The following is a 17,586-nucleotide window of genomic DNA, read 5'->3' on the forward strand; positions in this document are numbered from 1 at the left end:
GGCCGACGAGGCGCTGCGACGCACCGGGAACCGCACCGTCTGCTCAGGAGAGCGCGAGCATGTTCGACGGCAGAGCCGTCACCGAGTCCAGGATCCGACGGTTCACCCGGGAGCACCTGCTGCCGGCGATCCACCCCGAGACCGCCGCGGTCACCCTCACCGCGCACCGCCTGCCCGGCGAGCCGATCCCGCCGCGCGAGGCGATCGCCGCCGGTGCCGAGTACGCCCCGATCGAGCTCGGCGCGCCGCTCGGCCGCGCCTGGTCCACCACCTGGCTGCACGTCACCGGCACCGTCCCGGCGCACTGGGCCTCGGACGACGCCTCCGCCCCCGAGCTGCTGGTCGACCTCGCCTTCACCCACCCCGACGACCTTCCCGGCACCGTCGACGCCGCACGGGAGGCGCTGCGCCCGGCGCTGTCCCGGCCCGCCGGGGACTCGTCCCTCACGGTGCTCGCCACCGGCCACGCCCACATCGACTCCGCCTGGCTTTGGCCCGTGCGCGAGACGGGCCGCAAGGTGGCCCGCACCTTCTCCACCGTGTGCACCCTGCTGGAGGAGGACCCCGAGGCCACCTTCTCCGCCTCCTCCGCCCAGCAGTACCGCTGGCTGCGCGACCGCTACCCCGAGCTGTTCGGGAGGATCCGCGAGCACGTCGCCTCCGGTCGCTTCGTGCCGGTGGGCGGGATGTGGGTCGAGTCTGACACCAACATGCCCGGCTCCGAGGCGATGGCGCGCCAGTTCGTCGCCGGGAAGCGGTTCTTCCTCGAGGAGTTCGGGGTCGAGACGCGCGAGACCTGGCTGCCGGACTCCTTCGGCTACTCCGCGGCGCTGCCGCAGATCGCCGCGCTCGCCGGCAACGAGAACTTCCTGACCCAGAAGGTCTCCTGGAACCAGACGAACACCTTCCCTCATCACACCTTCCGCTGGGAGGGCATCGACGGGACGGACGTGTTCACCCACTTCCCGCCGGCGGACACTTACAACGGCGAGCTGACGGGTGAGGAGCTGGCCCGCTTCGAGCGAAACTTCAAGGAGAAGGGCCGCGCCACGCTCGGCATGGACCTGTTCCGCCACGGCGACGGCGGTGGTGGACCCACCCGCGCGATGATGGCCGCCGGTCGCCGCGCCCGCGACCTCGAGGGCTCCCCGAAGGTCGAGTTCGGCACCGCCGCGGACTTCTTCGACCGCGCCCGCGCCGAGTACCCGGACGCCCCGGTCTGGAACGGCGAGCTGTACCTCGAGCTGCACCGCGGCACCTACTCCGCCCAGCTCGGCACCAAGCAGGGCAACCGCCGCAGCGAGCACGTGCTGCACGAGGCCGAGCTGCTCGCCGCCCTCGCCGCGGTGCGCACGGGGCACGAGTACCCCTATGACGAGCTCGAGGAGCTGTGGCAGCGCACCCTGCTGCTCCAGTTCCACGACATCCTGCCCGACTCCTCGATCGTCTGGGTGCACCGTGAGGCCGAGCGCGCCCACGCCGAGATCGCCGAGCGCGCCGAGCAGGTCATCGCCGCCGCCCTCGCCGCCCTCGAGGCCGGGGAAGGGGGCAGGCGGCAGGCGGGGACTCCCCGGCCGACGGGGACGCCGGGGCCGACGGGAATGCGCCGGCCGACGGGCACGGCACGGCCCCGCTGCTGCTGAACACTGCTCCGGTCCCGCGCCGGGGCGTCCCCGCCTACGCCGCGGGTCAGGCGGAGAACGGCCAGCACGCCGTGGTGGTGATCCGTGAGGGCGAGCGCACCGTGCTGGAGAACGCCGCGCTGCGCGCCGAGCTCGACGCCGACGGGTCGCTCGTCTCCCTCGTCGACCTCGCCACCGGCAGCGAGACCATCGCCCCCGGCGCCCGCGCCGCGCTGCTGCAGCTGCACCGCGACCCCCCCAACGCCTGGGACGCCTGGGACATCGACGAGTTCTACCGCCGCACCGTCCGCGACCTCGCGACCCCGCTCGAGGTCACCGCGGGGGAGGAGGACGGCGGGGCGCGCGTCGCCTTCACCTACTCGACCGCCGCCGGCGAGGGCGAGGACAGCCGCGGCGTGACCGGCGCGGGCTCCACGATCGTGAAGACCTTCGTGCTGCGCCCGGGGGACGAATCCCTCGGCATCGAGCTGGACCTGGACTGGAAGGAGCGCAAGAAGGCGCTCAAGCTCGCCTTTCCCCTGGACGTGCGCGCCGCGCACCTGTCCAGCGAGATCCAGTTCGGGCACGTGGACCGTCCGATCCCCGTGAACACCAGCTGGGACTTCGCCCGCTTCGAGACCTGCGCGCACCGCTGGGTGCACGCTGCCGAGGGGGACTTCGGGGTGGCGCTCGCCAACGACTCCACCTACGGCCACGACGTGCTGCGCACGGTGCGGGAGTTCGACGGCGGCACCACCACGACGATCCGCCAGACCCTCGTGCGCGCCCCCGAGTTCCCCGATCCGTCGGCCGACAAATGCTGCTATCGCCTGCGCGTCGCGCTCCGCCCCGGCGCCGGGATCCCCGGCGCGATCCAGGAGGGCTACCGCCTGAACCTGCCCGAGCGGGAGGTCACCGCCGCGACCGCGGCCGGGGCCGGCGCGCCGCTGGTCACGGTGCAGGACGCAGCAGGCGCGGGCGCCGGTGCGGCCCCGGGTGCGGGCTCCGGGCAGGTGCTCGTGGAGACCGTGAAGCTCGCCGAGAACCGCTCCGGCGACCTGGTGCTGCGGCTGTACGAGTCCCTCGGCGTCCGCGCGGAGGCCACCCTCGTGCTCGATCCCGCGCCGGACGGGGGCGCCGCACCTCGGGCGCCGGCGCCCGACGGCTGACACGCCCGCCCCGGGCCGACGGGCCCGTCGGCAGTGCTCACACGTTGTGGACGAGCGGTCCTTCGGGCTCGCGCCAGCCGGCGAGGATCTCGCACATCCGCACCATCCGCACGGTCGCGCGCACGTCGTGGACCCGCAGGATCCGCGCTCCCTTGCGCATCACCCAGGCCGCCGCGGCGAGAGAGCCTTCCAGGCGCTCCTCCTTCGCCAGCCCCAAGCTCTCGCCCACGAAGTCCTTGCGCGACAGGGCCGCGAGCAGCGGCAGGCCCAGGGAGGCGTACTCCTGCCAGTCGCGCAGAAGCTCGAGGGTCTGGAGCGTGTTCTTGTTCAGGTCCGGACCGGGATCGACGATCAGCCGGTCGCGGGAGACCCCGGCCTCGAGCGCCCGCTCCACGCGGGCGGCGAGGAAGTCGCGCACCTCCTCGACCACGTCGTCGTAGCGGGGGCGGAGGAAGGGCCTGCGCGGCTCGGCGACCGAGTGGGTGATCACGAGCGAGGCGCCCGTGCGCGCGACGACCGGCGCCATCCGCGGGTCCGACAGACCGGTGGTGTCGTTGATGAGGTCCGCGCCCACCTCGATCGCGGCCTCGGCGACGTCCGCGTGGAAGGTGTCCACCGAGAGCAGCACGTGCGCGGGCAGCTCGGCGCGCAGCGCGGCGACGACGGGGACCACCCGGTCGATCTCCTCGGCCACCGGCAGCGGCTCGCCGGGGGCGAACTTCACCCCGCCCACGTCCACGAGGTCCGCGCCCTCGTCGGCCGCGGCGATCCCCGCGGCGACCGCGGCGTCCAGCCCGAAGGTGCGGCCCTCGTCGAAGAAGGAGTCCTGGGTGCGGTTGACGATCCCCATCACCAGGACCCGGCGCCGGGTGTCCGGCAGCGGGCGGGGCTGCGGGGCGGTCCTCACGGCCGTCTCCACGGCTGCCCCTGCTGCCCCTGCGGTGGCCGCTGCGACGGTCGCGGGCAGCGCTTCCGGAGCGCTCAGCACCGGCTCGGAGGGGAGCGATACAGTGACGTCCACCTCGGGAGGACGCCCCGTCGGACTCTCGTCGTACCCGTTGTTCATGGTCCGTTCCTCCGCTGTTCGGGCGGGCTTCCCTCATCTTTGAGCGGTACCCGACCTGCACTAGTTTAGGGCGGACATGCACTTGCACAATCCGGCCGTGGGACCTGTCACGGGCCGGACACCGGACCCTTGGAGGACTCCCGAAATGAAGATCGTCGTCGCCGGCGGAGATGGATTCTGCGGCTGGCCCACCGCCCTGTACCTGTCCCAGAAGGGGCACGACGTCACGATCGTCGACAACCTGGTGCGCCGCGAGATCGATGTGGAGCTCGGCTCGAACTCCATGACCCCGATCCTGCCGCTCGAGGAGCGCGTGGCCGCGTGGAAGGAGGTCTCCGGCAAGGACATCGAGGTCCGCATCGCCGACCTCACCGACTACGACGCCGTCGCCTCGGTCTTCCAGGAGACCCAGCCCGAGGCCTTCGTGCACTTCGCCGAGCACCGCTCCGCGCCGTACTCGATGATCGACCGCGAGCACGCGATCGAGAACCACCGCAACAACGTCGAGGGCACCCTGAACGTCCTGTGGGCGATCAAGGACTTCGCCCCGGACTGCCACCTCGTCAAGCTCGGCACCATGGGCGAGTACGGCCAGCCGAACATCGACATCGAGGAGGGCTGGATCGAGATCGAGCACAAGGGCCGCAAGGACCGCCTGCCGTTCCCGAAGGCCCCCGGCTCCTTCTACCACCTCACCAAGGTGCACGACAGCGACAACATCATGTTCGCCTGCCGCATCTGGGGCATCCGCGCCACCGACCTCAACCAGGGCGTCGTCTACGGCCTGGAGACCGACGAGACCCGCCTGGACCCGCGCCTGGTCAACCGTTTCGACTACGACGCCGTGTTCGGCACCGCCCTGAACCGCTTCATCATCCAGGCGGCCATCGGCCACGACCTCACCGTCTACGGCAACGGCTCCCAGACCCGCGGCTACCTGGACATCCAGGACACCGTGCGCTGCATCGAGCTGGCCTGCGAGAACCCCGCCGAGCGCGGCGAGTTCAAGGTGTACAACCAGTTCACCGAGCAGTTCTCCGTCAAGGAGCTCGCCGAGAAGGTGCAGAAGGTCGGGAGCGACCTCGGCCTGGACGTGAAGATCGCCCCGACCGAGAACCCGCGCGTGGAGAAGTACGACCACTACTACAACGCGGTGCACACCAACCTGCTGGACCTGGGCCTGGAGCCGCACCTGCTGACCGACGAGCACATCGCCGAGGTCCTCAAGGCCGCCCAGGAGAACGTGGACCGGGTCAAGCGCGAGCTGGTCATGCCCACCGTCACCTGGAAGTGAGCGTCCTTCCGTGAAGATCGCGATCGTCACGGAGACCTTCCTGCCCTCCGTCGACGGCGTGGTGACGCGTCTGCGCCACGCCGTCGAGCGGTTCGTGGACCTGGGGCACGAGGTCATGGTCATCGCGCCCGACCTCGGCGTCACCGAGCACCACGGGGCGCGGGTGGTGGGCGTGCGCCCGGTGACCCTGCCGTTCTACAAGCACCGGCGCTTCACCCTGCCCACCCCCACCGTGGACGGCATCATCCGCGGCTTCCACCCGGACGTCGTCCACGCCGCCCAGCCGCTGCTGCTGGCGTCCTCCGGCGCCTTCGCCGCGCACCGTCAGCGGATCCCGCTGGTGGCCAGCTACCACACCCACATTCCCCGCTACCTGGACCTGTACCGGGCGTGGAAGTGGGGCAAGCCGGCCGTGTGGTGGCAGATCAAGCGCAACCACGCCATGGCCGACCTCAACATCGCCACCTCGGAGACGATGAAGCAGGAGCTGGCCGCCCACGGCATCCAGGACCTGCACGTGGTGCGCCGCGGCGTGGACACTGAGCAGTTCCATCCCCGCTTCGCCTCCGAGGCGATGCGCGACCGCCTCACCGGCGGGCACCCGGAGAAGAAGCTGCTGGTGTTCGTGGGGCGGCTCGCGGCGGAGAAGGAGATCCACACGCTCCGCCCGATGATGGAGCGCCGGGACGATGTGGCGCTCGCGATCGTGGGCGACGGCCCCTACCGCGGCGAGCTCGAGGCGCTGTTCAAGGGCACCGCCACCCGTTTCCCCGGCTTCATGGAGGGCAACGAGCTGGCCAGCGCCTTCGCGAGCTCCGACGCCTTCGTGTTCCCCTCGGTCACCGAGACCCTGGGTCTGGTGATCCTCGAGGGCATGGCCTCCGGCCTGCCCGTGGTCGCCGCCCGGTCGGGCCCCACGCTCGAGCAGGTCACCGACGGGGTGGACGGGCTGCTGTTCGACTCGGGGAACGAGGCGAGCCTCGATGCCGCCCTCACCCGGCTCGGCGATCCCGTGCTGCGCGAGAGCATCCGCGGCGCCGCCCGCGCCGAGGCGGAGAAGTACTCCTGGGACAACGCCTCGGACGACCTGCTGCGCTACTACGAGATGGCGATCGAGAAGCATCGCGCGGGTCGGGATGGCTGACGGCACCGTCAGTCCGGACGGCACTGCCGGCCCGGTCGACGCCGTCGGCTCCGGTGACACTGTCGGCGCGGCCGGCACCGCCGGTGGGGAGTCGCGCACCCGCGCGGTCCCTACCGGCGCTCTGGCCCCGCTCGCGCCGGTGACCCTTGCAGGGCACGGCGTGCGGCTCGAGCCCCTGGCCGAGGAGCACGTCGACGGGCTGCGGGCCGCCGTGGCCGATGGGGACATCCACCGCCTCCCCTTCGCCCCGCACGTCCCCGCGCCGGAGGACGTCGCGGACTCCGTCCGCGCCCTGCGGGGCGAGGTCGCCGCGGGCACCCGCCTCGCCTGGGCGGTCATCGACGAGCGGGCGGTCATTGACGAGCGCGCGGGTGCGGTCGACGGGGCCGGCACGACGGGTGCGTCAGGCGCGGCCGACGGGCGCGTGGTCGGGCTGACCACGTTCATGAACCTCGCCCTCGCGGACCGCGGTCTCGAGATCGGCAACACCTACCTCGCCGGCTCCGCGCAGCGCAGCCACGTCAACACCGCGATGAAGGTCCTGCTGCTCGGCTACGCCTTCGACGAGCTCGAGTGCCTGCGCGTGGAGTTCCGCGTCCACCACCTCAACCTCGCCTCGCGCCGCGCCGTGGAGCGGCTCGGGGCCCAGCAGGACGGGATCCTGCGCGCCCATCGGATCCTGCCCGACGGCTCGGTGCGGCACACGGTCGTGTACTCGATCATCGCCCCCGAGTGGCCGGGTGTCCGGGCGATGCTGGAGGGCCGGCTCAACCGCTGAGAGCCCCGGGGCGCCCTGTGGCACGGCGCTGCGCGGCACCCCGCCGCGCGGCCCCGGGCATCGCCCTGCGCCCGCCTCCCAGGGGTTCACCAGAGGGGGTCCTCCGGAGCCAGCGAGATCGGCTCCACCTCCAGGTCGCTGTCGTCCTCCATGCTCAGCGGATCGACGAGGTCGTTCCGCTCCGTCGGGAGTCGGCGGTACTCCCGCAGGGGGGAGGAGCACGTAAGCGGTTTCGCCGTTGTCGGTGATGAGCAGCGGCCCCTCTGCTGCTGTCTGCGGCGCTGCTCCCACGTCACGGTCGACCTCCCGGGACGTCATCGTCGACATGCGCGTCTCCTCGGATCGTCGGGGTGCATGCCATCTCCACAGTGCCGCGGTTCGTCGTCCGGAACAAGACTGCGGAGGGCGGAGAACGACGCCGAGAGAACACCGCCCGGCGTCGGTCCTCCTGCCGCGCGGGCATCACCCCTCGATCCGTACCCCGAGCTGCCCGGCGAAGGCGTCGGCCATCGCGGCGACCTGGTGCGGGGCGAGCGTGGCCCCTGCGAGGCCGGAGACGTCGTCGATCTCTCCGATCTCCAGGCCCCGCAGGTCCACGTCCTGCAGGCGGGAGCCGGCCACCACGATCCGGCCCACCCGGCAGCGGTCCAGCGCCACGCGGGTCGCGGTCGCGCCGGTGAGGTCCAGCTCCTCGAGCGTGCAGTCCTCGAGCAGCACGTCCTCCAGCACCGCCCCGCGCAGGCTCAGCCAGTCCACCTTGCACCCGGCGAGCCGCACCGTGCGCAGCTCCGCCTCGAAGGCGTCCAGCGCCCCCAGGCGCGACCCGGTGATCTCCACGTCCCGCCAGGTGGATCGGGCCGCGTCCAGCACCGGCGCGGTCAGGCGCTCGATCCGGGTGGTGAGCAGCCGGGCATGGGTGAGGACCGTGCGCTCCGCGATCGCGCCCACCAGCTCGCACTCGTCCAGCACAAGACCGGTGAGGTCGCGGTCGGAGAGGTCCGCGTCGTGGAGGCTCAGACCCTCCAGGCGCAGCTGGGCGTCGAGGTCGGAGGCCTCCGCCGGCTCCAGCACCCCCGGATCCGGCGGGGTGAGGACGGGACGGCGGGTGGCGGCGGGACGGCGCATGGGGCTCCTCGGGACGGGGACGGCGCGGGCGGTGCGCTGGCGGGGCACGGGGTGGGCACGGGGCGGGCCCGTCCGAGCCTACGGGCAGGGTCTTGTGAGCCGGTCGGCCGACGAGGAGGATGAGCGCCTCGCACCGGCCGTCGGTCGGCGCCCGTCGCACCGGAGTCGCTGCGATGCGTGTCCCGAGGATCCCCCCACCCGTCCTGGCGCTCGCCGGACTGCTCGCCCAGCACCTGCTGGCCCGCGGGAGACGCGTCACCGCCGCGTCCGGGGCCGTCGGCTTGGCGGGGGCACTCGACTCCGGGGCGCTCGCGCTCGGCGGGGACCTGATCTTCCACCGCGCCGGCACCACGATCAGCCCCGTCACCCCATCCGACGCGACCGTGCTGGTGACGTCCGGGCCCTTCGCCGTCTCTCGCAACCCGATCTATGCGGGGCTGCTCGGGCTGCTGGTCTCGAACGCGATCGCGCGGCGCAGTGCGGCGGCGCTCCTGCCCGCCGCGGCGTTCACGGTGCTCATTGACCGGGTCCAGATCCCTGCCGAGGAGGAGGCGCTGAAGGTCGTGTTCGGTGCGCCGTACGAGCAGTACCTGCGCGAGGTGCCGCGGTGGGGGAGGATCGGGCCGCTCGGGCGGTGAGGGCCCGTCGGCCGAAGGGGACACTCCGGCAGGATTCGAACCTGCGACGCACTCCTTATGGGGGAGCTGCTCTACCGGGCTGAGCTACGGAGCGTGGGCCGGGTGCGGGGTCCGCGCCGCGGCTGTGCGGTCCATCCTGAGGCGTGCGGGGAGGGCTGTCGAGGATCCTGTCATCGAAGGACGCACGGGGACGCTGGAGGCCTCGGGGGTTCTCATAGGCGGGCTCCGGCGCTGGAGCAGGCGCCGTGACCGTTCCTCCCCACACCCCCTCGGTCCACAATCCCGGTTCGCCCCTCGCCCCGCGCTTCCCGCTCCGGAAGGCTCGGGGCATGACCGCATCCGCACAGGAGTTCGAGCCCGGGCCGGAGGATCCCTCCCGGCAGCTGCTCGATGCCCTGCGCGCAGCAGGTCCCCGAGCGCTCGCCGAGATGCTCGGCAACCAGACCCACGTCCTGGCCGCCCTCGCCGCCGAGCCCGAGGACCTGCTGGACCCGGGCGCCCACGCCACGACCGACTTCTCCGAGCTCGTCGCACGGCTGCACGAGCAGGCCGCCGCCCTCGAGGTGCTCGAGGCCCGGGCCATGGTCGCGCTCGCCGATGCGACACATCGCGAGCTGCGCGCCGAGGAGGAGGCCCGGGCCGCGCAGGAGGCCGGAGACCAGCCCAGTCCCGCCCAGCTCGAGAAGCGGGCCTACCGCACGACGGTCCGGGACCTCTCCATGGCCACGCGCCGCTCACCCTCGGGCGCGGGGCGCACCCTCGCGGCCCGGCGCCGACTGGTCGAGTCGATGCCCACGATCCTCGGGGCGATGAACGACGGACGGCTCCGTCCCGAGAACGCCCATTTCGCAGCCCGCGCCGTCGGCCCGCTCACCCCCGCTCAGCGCGAGGAGGTGGACCGGCGGCTCGGCGCTCGCCTCCCGTACCTGGGCGACGGCGGCAGCGCCGAGTGGGAGCGCGAGGTGGGCCGGCAGATCGAGAAGGTCGACCCCGCCGGCCAGGCCCGCCGACACCAGCACGCCCGCCGCTCCCGCAGCGTCACCGTGCGCCGCGGACAGCACGGCATGGCGACCCTCTCCGCCCACATCCCGGGCCTCGACGCGGCGCGGATCCGCAAGCGCCTCTCCCGCGAGGCCGAGCGGCGCCGCGCCCAGGGCGACCGGCGCGGCCACCAGGCCATCCAGGCGGACGCCCTCGTCGACACCCTCCTCGGCCGTGACACCGGGATGGAGACCACCGAGCTCGACATCGGCGTCATCATCACCGACCGCGCCCTGCTGGACCCCGCCGCCGGCGACATCGCCCAGATCGAGGGGTACGGCCCCGTCCCCGCCGAGGCGGTGCGCGAGGAGATGCGCGAGGCGCTCGCCGCGCGGCGCGCCCGCATGGACGAGTTGCTCGGCGAGGACGGAGCGTTGGGTGAGGACGGACCCGAGCTGCGCGCGGTGCTCCGCCGGCTCTACACCCATCCGACGACCGGGGAGCTGGTCGCCGTCGAGTCCGTCGCCCGCGCCTTCCCCGCGGCGCTCGCCCGCTACCTGCTGTGGCGCGACGTCACCTGCCGCGGCCCGCACTGCGACGCCCCGATCCGCCAGAGCGACCACATCGTCCCCCACAGCCGGGGCGGTCCGACGAGCCTGGACAACGGCCAGGGGCTGTGCGGCTTCTGCAACGACAAGGAGCAGCAGACCCGCAGCGTGACCCGAGAGGACGATCCGGAGCACCCGGGACACCGGGTCACCTGGATCAGCCGCACCGGCATCACCGCGACCACCGGCGCGGAGGCACTGACGGAGCCGGTGGGCGAGTCGATGCCGGGGGCGGGACCGGAGCTGCCGGACCAGTCGGAGCCGCCCGACGTGCAGGAGCCGCCGGACGTGCCGGACCCGTCGGCCGACGGGAGCGACGAGACCGGACCCAGCCCGTGACCCGTGGGGCGACCCCGCCCCGCGAGGGCGCTCACCCGAGCACGGACGGAGGGATCAGGGCAGGTCGAACACCCGCCACCTGCTCCCGTCCCACGCCATGACCCCTTCGGTCTCACTCAGGCAGAACAGCTCCTGCTCGTCCGCGGACCAGCACATGCCGCCCACCCCGTGGTCGACCTCGAGCCGGCTCTCCTCGCCCGAGCCGCGATCCCACAGCAGCAGCTCGTCGTCCCCGAGCAGAGCGACCCGGGCTCCGGGACCGACGGCGAGATCCGCGAACCAGGTCGACGCGGTCACGGGAGCGTCGCTCAGGCTGCCGTCCGGAGACCGAACCGTCATGGCGGCGGGCTCGTCGGTGACCACGACCAGCGAACCGTCGGCCGCGAACCCCTGAGCGAACACGATCCCGGCCGGCTCGCCGAGGACCTCGGAGCGGCGCCCCGTTCCGGGGTCCCACAGCTCGACGGGATTCGGACCGTCGCCCTCGGAGCTGCTGTTCGTGCCGCCGATGGCGAGCACGCTCCCGTCGGGCGACCAGCTCAGGGCACCGGTGGTGCGCTCGCCGGGGTGCAGCACGGAGCCTGGTGCGCAGGCATCCACCTCCAGGGCCCACAGCCGCACCGCGCCGTCGGAGCCGGAGGAGACGAGGGTCCGCCCGTCGGGGCTGAACGCAAGGGCACGGATCGACGCAGTGTTGTGCCTCGGCAGTTCGTGGCCGAGGAGGTTCACCTGCAGCGTCCCCTCGAGGTCCACGATGGACACAATGCGACCGGACCCGATGGCGAGCCGGTCCCCGTCCGGGTGCCAGGCGAGCAGGCCCGTGCGTGGCGGGACGATGCGCCGCAGCACCTGACCGCTCGCCGTGTCCCACAGGACGACCCCCTGCGCCTCGGCCAGCCCCAGCTGCACGTGGTCCCACGTCTCGGAGGCGGCGAGCATCGTGCCGTCCGGGGAGAGCGCGAGCGTGTCGGAGACGAAGCGGTACTTCTCGTCCGGCGGCCGCGGGTCGACGATCACCCCGTCCGGGACGGTCTGCGTCGCCTCCTCCGGCACCTCCTCGTCAGGGCCCAGGCAGTACCCGGGGGCGCTGCGGGGCCGGAGTCCGGGCAGTCCGGGTAGGCCGGGCAGGCCGGGCAGGCCGGGCAGACCGCTCGGGCCGCAGCCGCCGAGCATCAGCGCGGCGGGGAGGGCAGAGGCACCGACGAGCCATCGCCGACGCGGAACCGCGCCGCTCCTGCGCTCACCCCGGCGCCCGGCCACGATCAGTCCTTCGCCGCCGGCTTCGCCGCCGACTGAGCCGCTGCCCGCGCCGCCACCGGCAGCACCTCGGCGATCCGGTCCAGCACCGCGGGGGTGTGGGCGGTGGAGACGAACCACGCCTCGAAGGCCGAGGGCGGCAGGTACACCCCGCCGTCCAGCATCGCGTGGAAGAAGCGGGTGAACGCCTCGGTGTCCTGTGCCTTCGCGTCCTCGTAGGTCTCCACCGGTGCGTCGCGGAAGAACACCGAGAACAGCGTCCCGGCGGTCTGGATGACGTGCGGGACCCCGGCGGTGGTGAGCGCATCGGCGACCAGGCCGCGCAGCGCCACCGACGCCTCGTCGAGGACCCGGTACGCGGCGTCGTCCAGGCCCGCGAAGGTCGCCAGCCCCGCCGCGGTCGCCAGCGGGTTCCCGGACAGGGTGCCGGCCTGGTAGACGGGACCGGACGGGGCCAGCAGCGCCATCAGGTCCTCGCGCCCGCCGAACGCGCCGACGGGCAGGCCGCCGCCGATGACCTTGCCGAAGGTCATCAGGTCGGGGGCCCAGCCGTCGCCGTCGATCCCGTAGTAGCCCTCCTTGCCGGCGCGGAAGCCGGTGAGGACCTCGTCGCTGATCAGCAGCGCGCCGGCGGCGTGCGCGGTCTCGGCGAGGAAGCGGTTGAAGCCGGTGCCGTCCTGCTCCCGCGGCGGGACCACGCCCATGTTCGCGGGCGCCGCCTCGGTGATGACCGCGGCGATCTCGTCGCCGCGCTCGGCGAACAGGGCGGTGACGGCCTCGCGGTCGCCGTAGGGCAGCACCACGGTGTCGCGGGCGGTGGAGGCGGTGACCCCGGCCGAGCCCGGCATCGCGAAGGTCGCGACCCCGCTGCCTGCCTCGGCGAGCAGGGCGTCCACGTGCCCGTGGTAGCAGCCGGCGAACTTCACGACCACGTCGCGGGAGGTGGCGGCGCGCGCCACGCGCAGCGCGCTCATCGTCGCCTCGGTGCCGGAGTTGACCAGGCGCAGCTGCTGGACGGGGCCGATGCGGCGCACGACCTCCTCGACGAGGGACACCTCCCCGGCCTGCGGGGCGCCGAAGGACAGCCCGCGACCGGCCGCCTCCCGCACCGCCTCGACCACGCCGTCATGGGCGTGGCCGAGGATCATCGGACCCCAGGAGCCGACCAGGTCCACGTACTCGTTCCCGTCGGCGTCGGTGAGCAGCGCGCCCTTCGCGCTGGTGAGGAACGGCGGCGTGCCGCCGACGGAGCCGAAGGCGCGCACGGGCGAGTTCACCCCGGAGGGGATGACGCGCCGAGCGCGGTCGAAGAGATCGCCGGAGAGGGTGGTCGAGGGGGTCATGCGGAGCTCCTTCGCGGGAGGGGCGGGGGACGACGGGCGATGGTGCGGCGCCGGGCCGCGGCACGGCGGGCGCGCCGACGGGCGCGGGCCGGGCCGCGGCTCAGGCGAACTCGCGCAGGTGCGCGGGCAGGCCGTCCGCAAACCAGCCGGCGACCTCGCTCGCGTAGTAGGTCAGGACGGTCGAGGCGCCGGCGCGGCGGAAGGCCAGCAGTGACTCGAGCACGGTGCGGTCGCGGTCGATCCAGCCGTTCGCCGCAGCCGCCTCGATCATCGCGTACTCGCCGGAGACCTGGTAGGCGCCGACGGGGACGGGGGAGGCGGCGGCGACGTCCCTCAGCACGTCGAGATAGGGCAGGCCGGGCTTGACCATGACGAGGTCGGCGCCCTCGGCGACGTCGAGCTCCAGCTCGCGCAGAGCCTCGCGGCCGTTGGCGGGATCCTGCTGGTAGGTGCGGCGATCCCCCTGCAGGGACGAGTCCACGGCCTCGCGGAACGGGCCGTAGAAGGCGGAGGCGTACTTCGCGGTGTAGGCGTAGAGCGCGGTCTCGAGATGGCCCTCGGCATCGAGCGCGTCGCGGATCGCGGCGATCTGGCCGTCCATCATCCCCGACGGGCCCAGCAGGTGAGCGCCGGCCTCGGCCTGCGCGAGGGCCATCTCGCGGTAGCGCAGGAGCGTCGCGTCGTTGTCGACCCGGCCGTCGGCGTCGAGCACGCCGCAGTGGCCGTGGTCGGTGAACTCGTCCAGGCACAGGTCCGCCATGATCACGGTCCGATCGCCGAGCTCCGCGCGCAGGCGGGCCAGCGCCCGGTTGAGGATCCCGTCCGGGTCGGTGGCGCCGGAGCCGACGGCGTCCTTGTGCTCGGGCACGCCGAAGAGCATCACGCCGCCGACGCCGCGCTCGGCCGCCTCGGTCGCGGCGCGGACCAGGGAGTCCATCGTGTGCTGCTCGACGCCGGGCATCGAGGTCACGGGCTTGTTCTCGCTCGCGCCCTCGCGCACGAACATCGGCAGCACGAGGTCGGCGGGGCGGAGGGCGTGCTCGCGCACCAGGGAGCGCATCGCGGCGCTGCTGCGCAGGCGGCGGGGGCGGTCGATCGGTCCGGGGAGGGTCGGCTGGGTCATCGGGTCTCCTTCGATCGGGGGTGCGTGGGGTGGGCGGCCGACGGGGCGGGGCTCGGAGCGGCGGGGCCCGACGGGGGCGTCTCGTGCGGCGCCGCGTCGAGCGCCTCGAGGACGGCCGCGACGAGCGCCTCGTCGGTCGGGGCGGCGGCCTGGTGGAGGGGGACGAGGCCGGCGGCGCGGACGGCCTCGGCGGTCGGGTCGCCGATGGCGATCACCGCAGTGGCGGGGTGCACGCCGAGCTCGGCCGCACGTCGGGCGATCATCGGGCTGGTCAGCACGATCGCCGCGTACCACCCTGCGACCAGGCCCTCGGTGACCGCCGGGGGCGGGTCGACGGGCTCGGGACGATAGGCCTCGACCTCCACGACCTCGTAGCCGGCCGCGCGCAGCCCCTCGGGGACGGTGCGGGAGGCGGCGGACGAGGCGGGCAGCAGCACTCGATCGCCCGGGGCGGCGGGCGGCATCGCGGCGACGAGCGCCGCGCCGGAGCCGTCGGCCACGGCGGTGGGCGAGAGGCCTGCCGCGCGCAGGGTCTGGGCGGTGCCCCCACCGACGGCGATGATCGCCGTCGCGAAGGGGGCCTCCGCCCCGGCGAGGCGCTCTGCGGCGGTGCGGGAGGTGACCACGAGATGCGTGAACGCGCCCGCGGCGAGCTGCGCGAGGGCGGCCTCGAGCTCCTCGCCGCTGCTCGGGACGAGGCGGGTCAGCGGGGCGTGCTCGGCCGTGAGGCCCTCCGCCTCGAGCAGGCTCGCGAGACGCTTCCCCCGCCCCGCCGGGCGCGTGACCAGCACGGGCCCAGCGGCGCGGGGCGGGGCGGAGGCCATCTCTGCGGAGGGCATCAGGCGCGGACCTCCGCGAGGATTTCGCCGGCGCCGCGGGAGAGCAGGTCCGCGGCGAGCTCCTGGCCGAGCTCGACCGGGACCGAGCCCGGCCCGGAGAGCGCATCGGCGGCGAGGTCCAGGTCCACCCGGGCCTCGCCCTCGACGACGTGCGTCCCGTCGGGACGGATCGCGAGGGCGCGCAGGCGCAGGACCTGCGCGGCGGCGGGATCCGCGCCCGGCTCCAGCACCGCGTACGCGGCGACCGGGGCGGAGCAGCCCGCCTCGAGCGCCCGCAGCAGGGACCGCTCCGCCGTGACCGCGGCGCGGGTGGTCGCGTCGTCGACCGCCGCGAGACGCTCGGCGAACCAGGGCGCCTGCGCGAGCGCGGCGGTGGTCGCCTCGACCGCGAGCGCGCCCTGGGCGGGGGCCGGAAGCATGACCTCGACGGGCAGGAGCTCGCTGATCACGGCCTCTCTGCCCACGCGGCGCAGCCCCGAGGCGGCGAGCACCACGGCATGGAGGTCCGCGTCCGGCCCGAGCGCCCGGTTCAGGCGGGTCTCGACGTTGCCGCGGATCCCCACGACCTCGAGATCGGGCCGCGCCCGCAGCAGCTGCGCGCCGCGTCGCGGGGAGCCGGTGCCCACCCGCGCCCCGGCCGGGAGCTGCGCGAGGGTCATCCCGTCACGAGCGCACAGGGCATCGCGCGGGTCCTCCCGCTCGGGCGAGCAGGCGAGCGTGATCTCGTCCAGCGGCGCGGTGGGCAGGTCCTTCCAGGAATGGACCACCACATCGACCTCGCCGTCCAGCAGGGCCTGTCGCACGGCGGTGACGAACACGCCGGTGCCGCCGATCTGGGCGAGGGGGCTTGTGCGGTCGCGGTCGCCATGGGTGCTCACGTGCACCAGCTCGACCTCGTGACCCGTGCCCTCCACGACCGCGGCACCGACGTGCCCGGACTGCGTGAGCGCGAGCTCGGAGGCGCGGGTGCCGAGCCGGAGCGGGGACGCGGTCACGAGAGGGATCCTGTGCCCGCCTGGCCGTCGCCGGCCGTGGCGCGGCGCTCGGCCCGGGCCCGCTCGACGTCCGACGCGGAGTCCACCGCGCTGGTGGTGGGACGGCAGATGCGTCCTGCGCAGCAGTTCACCCCGCACACGTCCGGGGTGCCCCCGAAATCCGTGACCACCCGTCGCGGGAAGGACTCGTCCAGCCGCTCCTGGACGAGATCCGCGAGGGCGGCGATGAAGCGGGGATCCTCCCCGGAGGTCGCGACGCGGCGGAAGGCGAGACCCTTCTCCTCGGCGGTCTCCTTCGCCTCCGTGTCCAGGTCCCACACGACCTCCACATGATCGGTGACGAAGCCGATGGGGACGACGACGACCGCATCGGCGGAGTCCTCCTCGGCGAGCCGGGCGATGACGTCGTTCACGTCGGGCTCGAGCCATGGGATGTGCGGCGCCCCGGAGCGGGACTGGTAGACGAGCTGCCAGTCCGGAAGCTCGGGAGCGTCATCGTGCAGCTGGTCCATCACCCATCGGCAGGCGGCGAGATGCTGCTCGACGTACCAGCCGCCCGAGCCCTCGACCCGCGTCTCCTCCGGCCCGGAGGCCTCGGCCATCGCCGTGGGCACCGAGTGGGTGGAGAAGAGCACGGCGATGCGCTCGCTGTCGTGGCCCTCGGAGGCGAGGCTCGCCAGGGCGGCCTCGACGCCGTCGACCACCGGCGCGAGGAACCCGGGGTGGTTGAAGTAGACGCGGACCTTGTCGATGGTGACCTCGCCGGCCAGACCCGTCTCCTCGAGCACCATGCCGAAGTCCTCCCGGTACTGCCGGCAGGAGGAGTACGAGGAGTACGCGCTGGTGACGAGTCCGAGGGCGTGGCGGTGGCCGTCGGCGTGCAGAGCGCGCACGGCCTCGGCGTTGTAGGGCTCCCAGTTGCGGTTTCCGAAGTAGATCGGCAGATCCACGTCGCGGCGTGCGAGCTCCTCCTCGAGCGCGGCGATCATCGCCTCGTTCTGCGCGGTGATGGGGCTCCGTCCGCCGAGAGCGCGGTAGTGGCCCGCGACCTCCTCCAGCCGCTCGTCGGGGATCCCGCGCCCGCGGGTGACGTTGCGCAGGAAGGGGATCACGTCCTCCTGCCCGTCGGGGCCGCCGAAGGAGGAGAACAGGATCGCGTCGAAGGGACGGGCCTCGCCGCGACGCGCATGGGTGGGGGAGTCGGGGGCCGCGCTGCGCGGCGCGGGCATCTGGGTGGTGGTGTCGGTCATGGTGTGGTCCTCGGT

The 17,586-nt window shown here is 73.7% G+C and carries 13 protein-coding genes, 1 tRNA gene and 1 pseudogene; 6 read left to right on the top strand and 9 right to left on the bottom strand.

Features of this window, described 5'->3' with window-relative positions; genetic code table 11:
- Positions 1-59: 59 nt before the first annotated feature.
- A pseudogene (locus HNR70_RS16560) lies at positions 60-2,791 on the top strand (alpha-mannosidase).
- Between the two features lie 37 nt (positions 2,792-2,828).
- On the opposite strand, the gene folP reads toward HNR70_RS16560, so the two are convergent.
- The gene (folP, locus tag HNR70_RS00755) at positions 2,829-3,857 is read right to left on the bottom strand and encodes a dihydropteroate synthase (protein ID WP_184323970.1); all 1,029 of its coding nucleotides are present in this window, start codon (positions 3,855-3,857) and stop codon (positions 2,829-2,831) included.
- A gap of 145 nt (positions 3,858-4,002) precedes the next feature.
- On the opposite strand from folP, the gene HNR70_RS00760 reads away from it, so the two are divergent.
- Genes HNR70_RS00760 through HNR70_RS00770 form a run of 3 tightly spaced genes read left to right on the top strand, consistent with a single transcriptional unit; the run spans position 4,003 to position 7,073 of the window.
- A complete protein-coding gene (locus HNR70_RS00760) occupies positions 4,003-5,151 on the top strand; it encodes an NAD-dependent epimerase/dehydratase family protein (protein ID WP_184323971.1) in 1,149 nt (382 codons plus the stop codon).
- Between the two features lie 10 nt (positions 5,152-5,161).
- Entirely contained in the window at positions 5,162-6,295 is a 1,134-nt protein-coding gene (locus tag HNR70_RS00765) for a glycosyltransferase (RefSeq protein ID WP_184323972.1), read from the top strand.
- Positions 6,288-7,073: a GNAT family N-acetyltransferase gene (locus HNR70_RS00770; protein ID WP_184323973.1), complete on the top strand. Its 786-nt coding sequence runs from the start codon at positions 6,288-6,290 to the stop codon at positions 7,071-7,073. Before HNR70_RS00765 ends, HNR70_RS00770 begins: the two co-directional genes overlap by 8 nt.
- Positions 7,074-7,535: 462 nt before the next feature.
- Here the strand turns inward: HNR70_RS00770 and HNR70_RS00775 are convergent, their stop codons facing one another.
- Positions 7,536-8,198, bottom strand: a complete 663-nt coding sequence (locus tag HNR70_RS00775; RefSeq protein WP_184323974.1) for a pentapeptide repeat-containing protein — start codon at positions 8,196-8,198, stop codon at positions 7,536-7,538.
- A 173-nt stretch (positions 8,199-8,371) separates the two neighbouring features.
- Between HNR70_RS00775 and HNR70_RS00780 the strand changes: the two genes are divergently transcribed.
- A complete protein-coding gene (locus HNR70_RS00780) occupies positions 8,372-8,836 on the top strand; it encodes a methyltransferase family protein (protein ID WP_221421063.1) in 465 nt (154 codons plus the stop codon).
- A 20-nt stretch (positions 8,837-8,856) separates the two neighbouring features.
- Here HNR70_RS00780 and HNR70_RS00785 read toward each other — a convergent pair.
- Positions 8,857-8,930: transfer RNA gene (locus tag HNR70_RS00785), tRNA-Met, on the bottom strand.
- 235 nt (positions 8,931-9,165) lie between these two features.
- Here HNR70_RS00785 and HNR70_RS00790 point away from each other — a divergent pair.
- On the top strand, positions 9,166-10,764 hold the full coding sequence (locus HNR70_RS00790) for an HNH endonuclease (protein ID WP_184323976.1): 1,599 nt from the start codon (positions 9,166-9,168) through the stop codon (positions 10,762-10,764).
- Between the two features lie 54 nt (positions 10,765-10,818).
- Here HNR70_RS00790 and HNR70_RS00795 read toward each other — a convergent pair whose 3' ends face one another.
- From HNR70_RS00795 to HNR70_RS00820, 6 genes are all read right to left on the bottom strand, one after another.
- The gene (locus tag HNR70_RS00795; RefSeq protein ID WP_184323977.1) at positions 10,819-12,024 is read right to left on the bottom strand and encodes a WD40 repeat domain-containing protein; all 1,206 of its coding nucleotides are present in this window, start codon (positions 12,022-12,024) and stop codon (positions 10,819-10,821) included.
- 2 nt (positions 12,025-12,026) lie between these two features.
- Complete coding sequence (gene hemL, locus HNR70_RS00800; protein ID WP_184323978.1) at positions 12,027-13,364, bottom strand: glutamate-1-semialdehyde 2,1-aminomutase; 1,338 nt, start codon at positions 13,362-13,364, stop codon at positions 12,027-12,029.
- A 100-nt stretch (positions 13,365-13,464) separates the two neighbouring features.
- Complete coding sequence (hemB, locus tag HNR70_RS00805) at positions 13,465-14,487, bottom strand: porphobilinogen synthase (RefSeq protein WP_184323979.1); 1,023 nt, start codon at positions 14,485-14,487, stop codon at positions 13,465-13,467.
- A complete protein-coding gene (locus HNR70_RS00810) occupies positions 14,484-15,326 on the bottom strand; it encodes a uroporphyrinogen-III synthase (protein WP_184323980.1) in 843 nt (280 codons plus the stop codon). Before HNR70_RS00810 ends, hemB begins: the two co-directional genes overlap by 4 nt.
- Positions 15,326-16,321, bottom strand: coding sequence for a hydroxymethylbilane synthase (gene hemC / locus HNR70_RS00815; RefSeq protein WP_184323981.1), 996 nt, complete (start codon positions 16,319-16,321; stop codon positions 15,326-15,328). The genes HNR70_RS00810 and hemC overlap by 1 nt, the downstream gene beginning before the upstream one ends.
- The gene (locus HNR70_RS00820) at positions 16,318-17,571 is read right to left on the bottom strand and encodes a ferrochelatase (RefSeq protein WP_184323982.1); all 1,254 of its coding nucleotides are present in this window, start codon (positions 17,569-17,571) and stop codon (positions 16,318-16,320) included. The genes hemC and HNR70_RS00820 overlap by 4 nt, the downstream gene beginning before the upstream one ends.
- Between the last annotated feature and the right edge of the window lie 15 nt (positions 17,572-17,586).

The organism is Brachybacterium aquaticum, assembly GCF_014204755.1.
GTDB classification, from domain to species: domain Bacteria; phylum Actinomycetota; class Actinomycetes; order Actinomycetales; family Dermabacteraceae; genus Brachybacterium; species Brachybacterium aquaticum.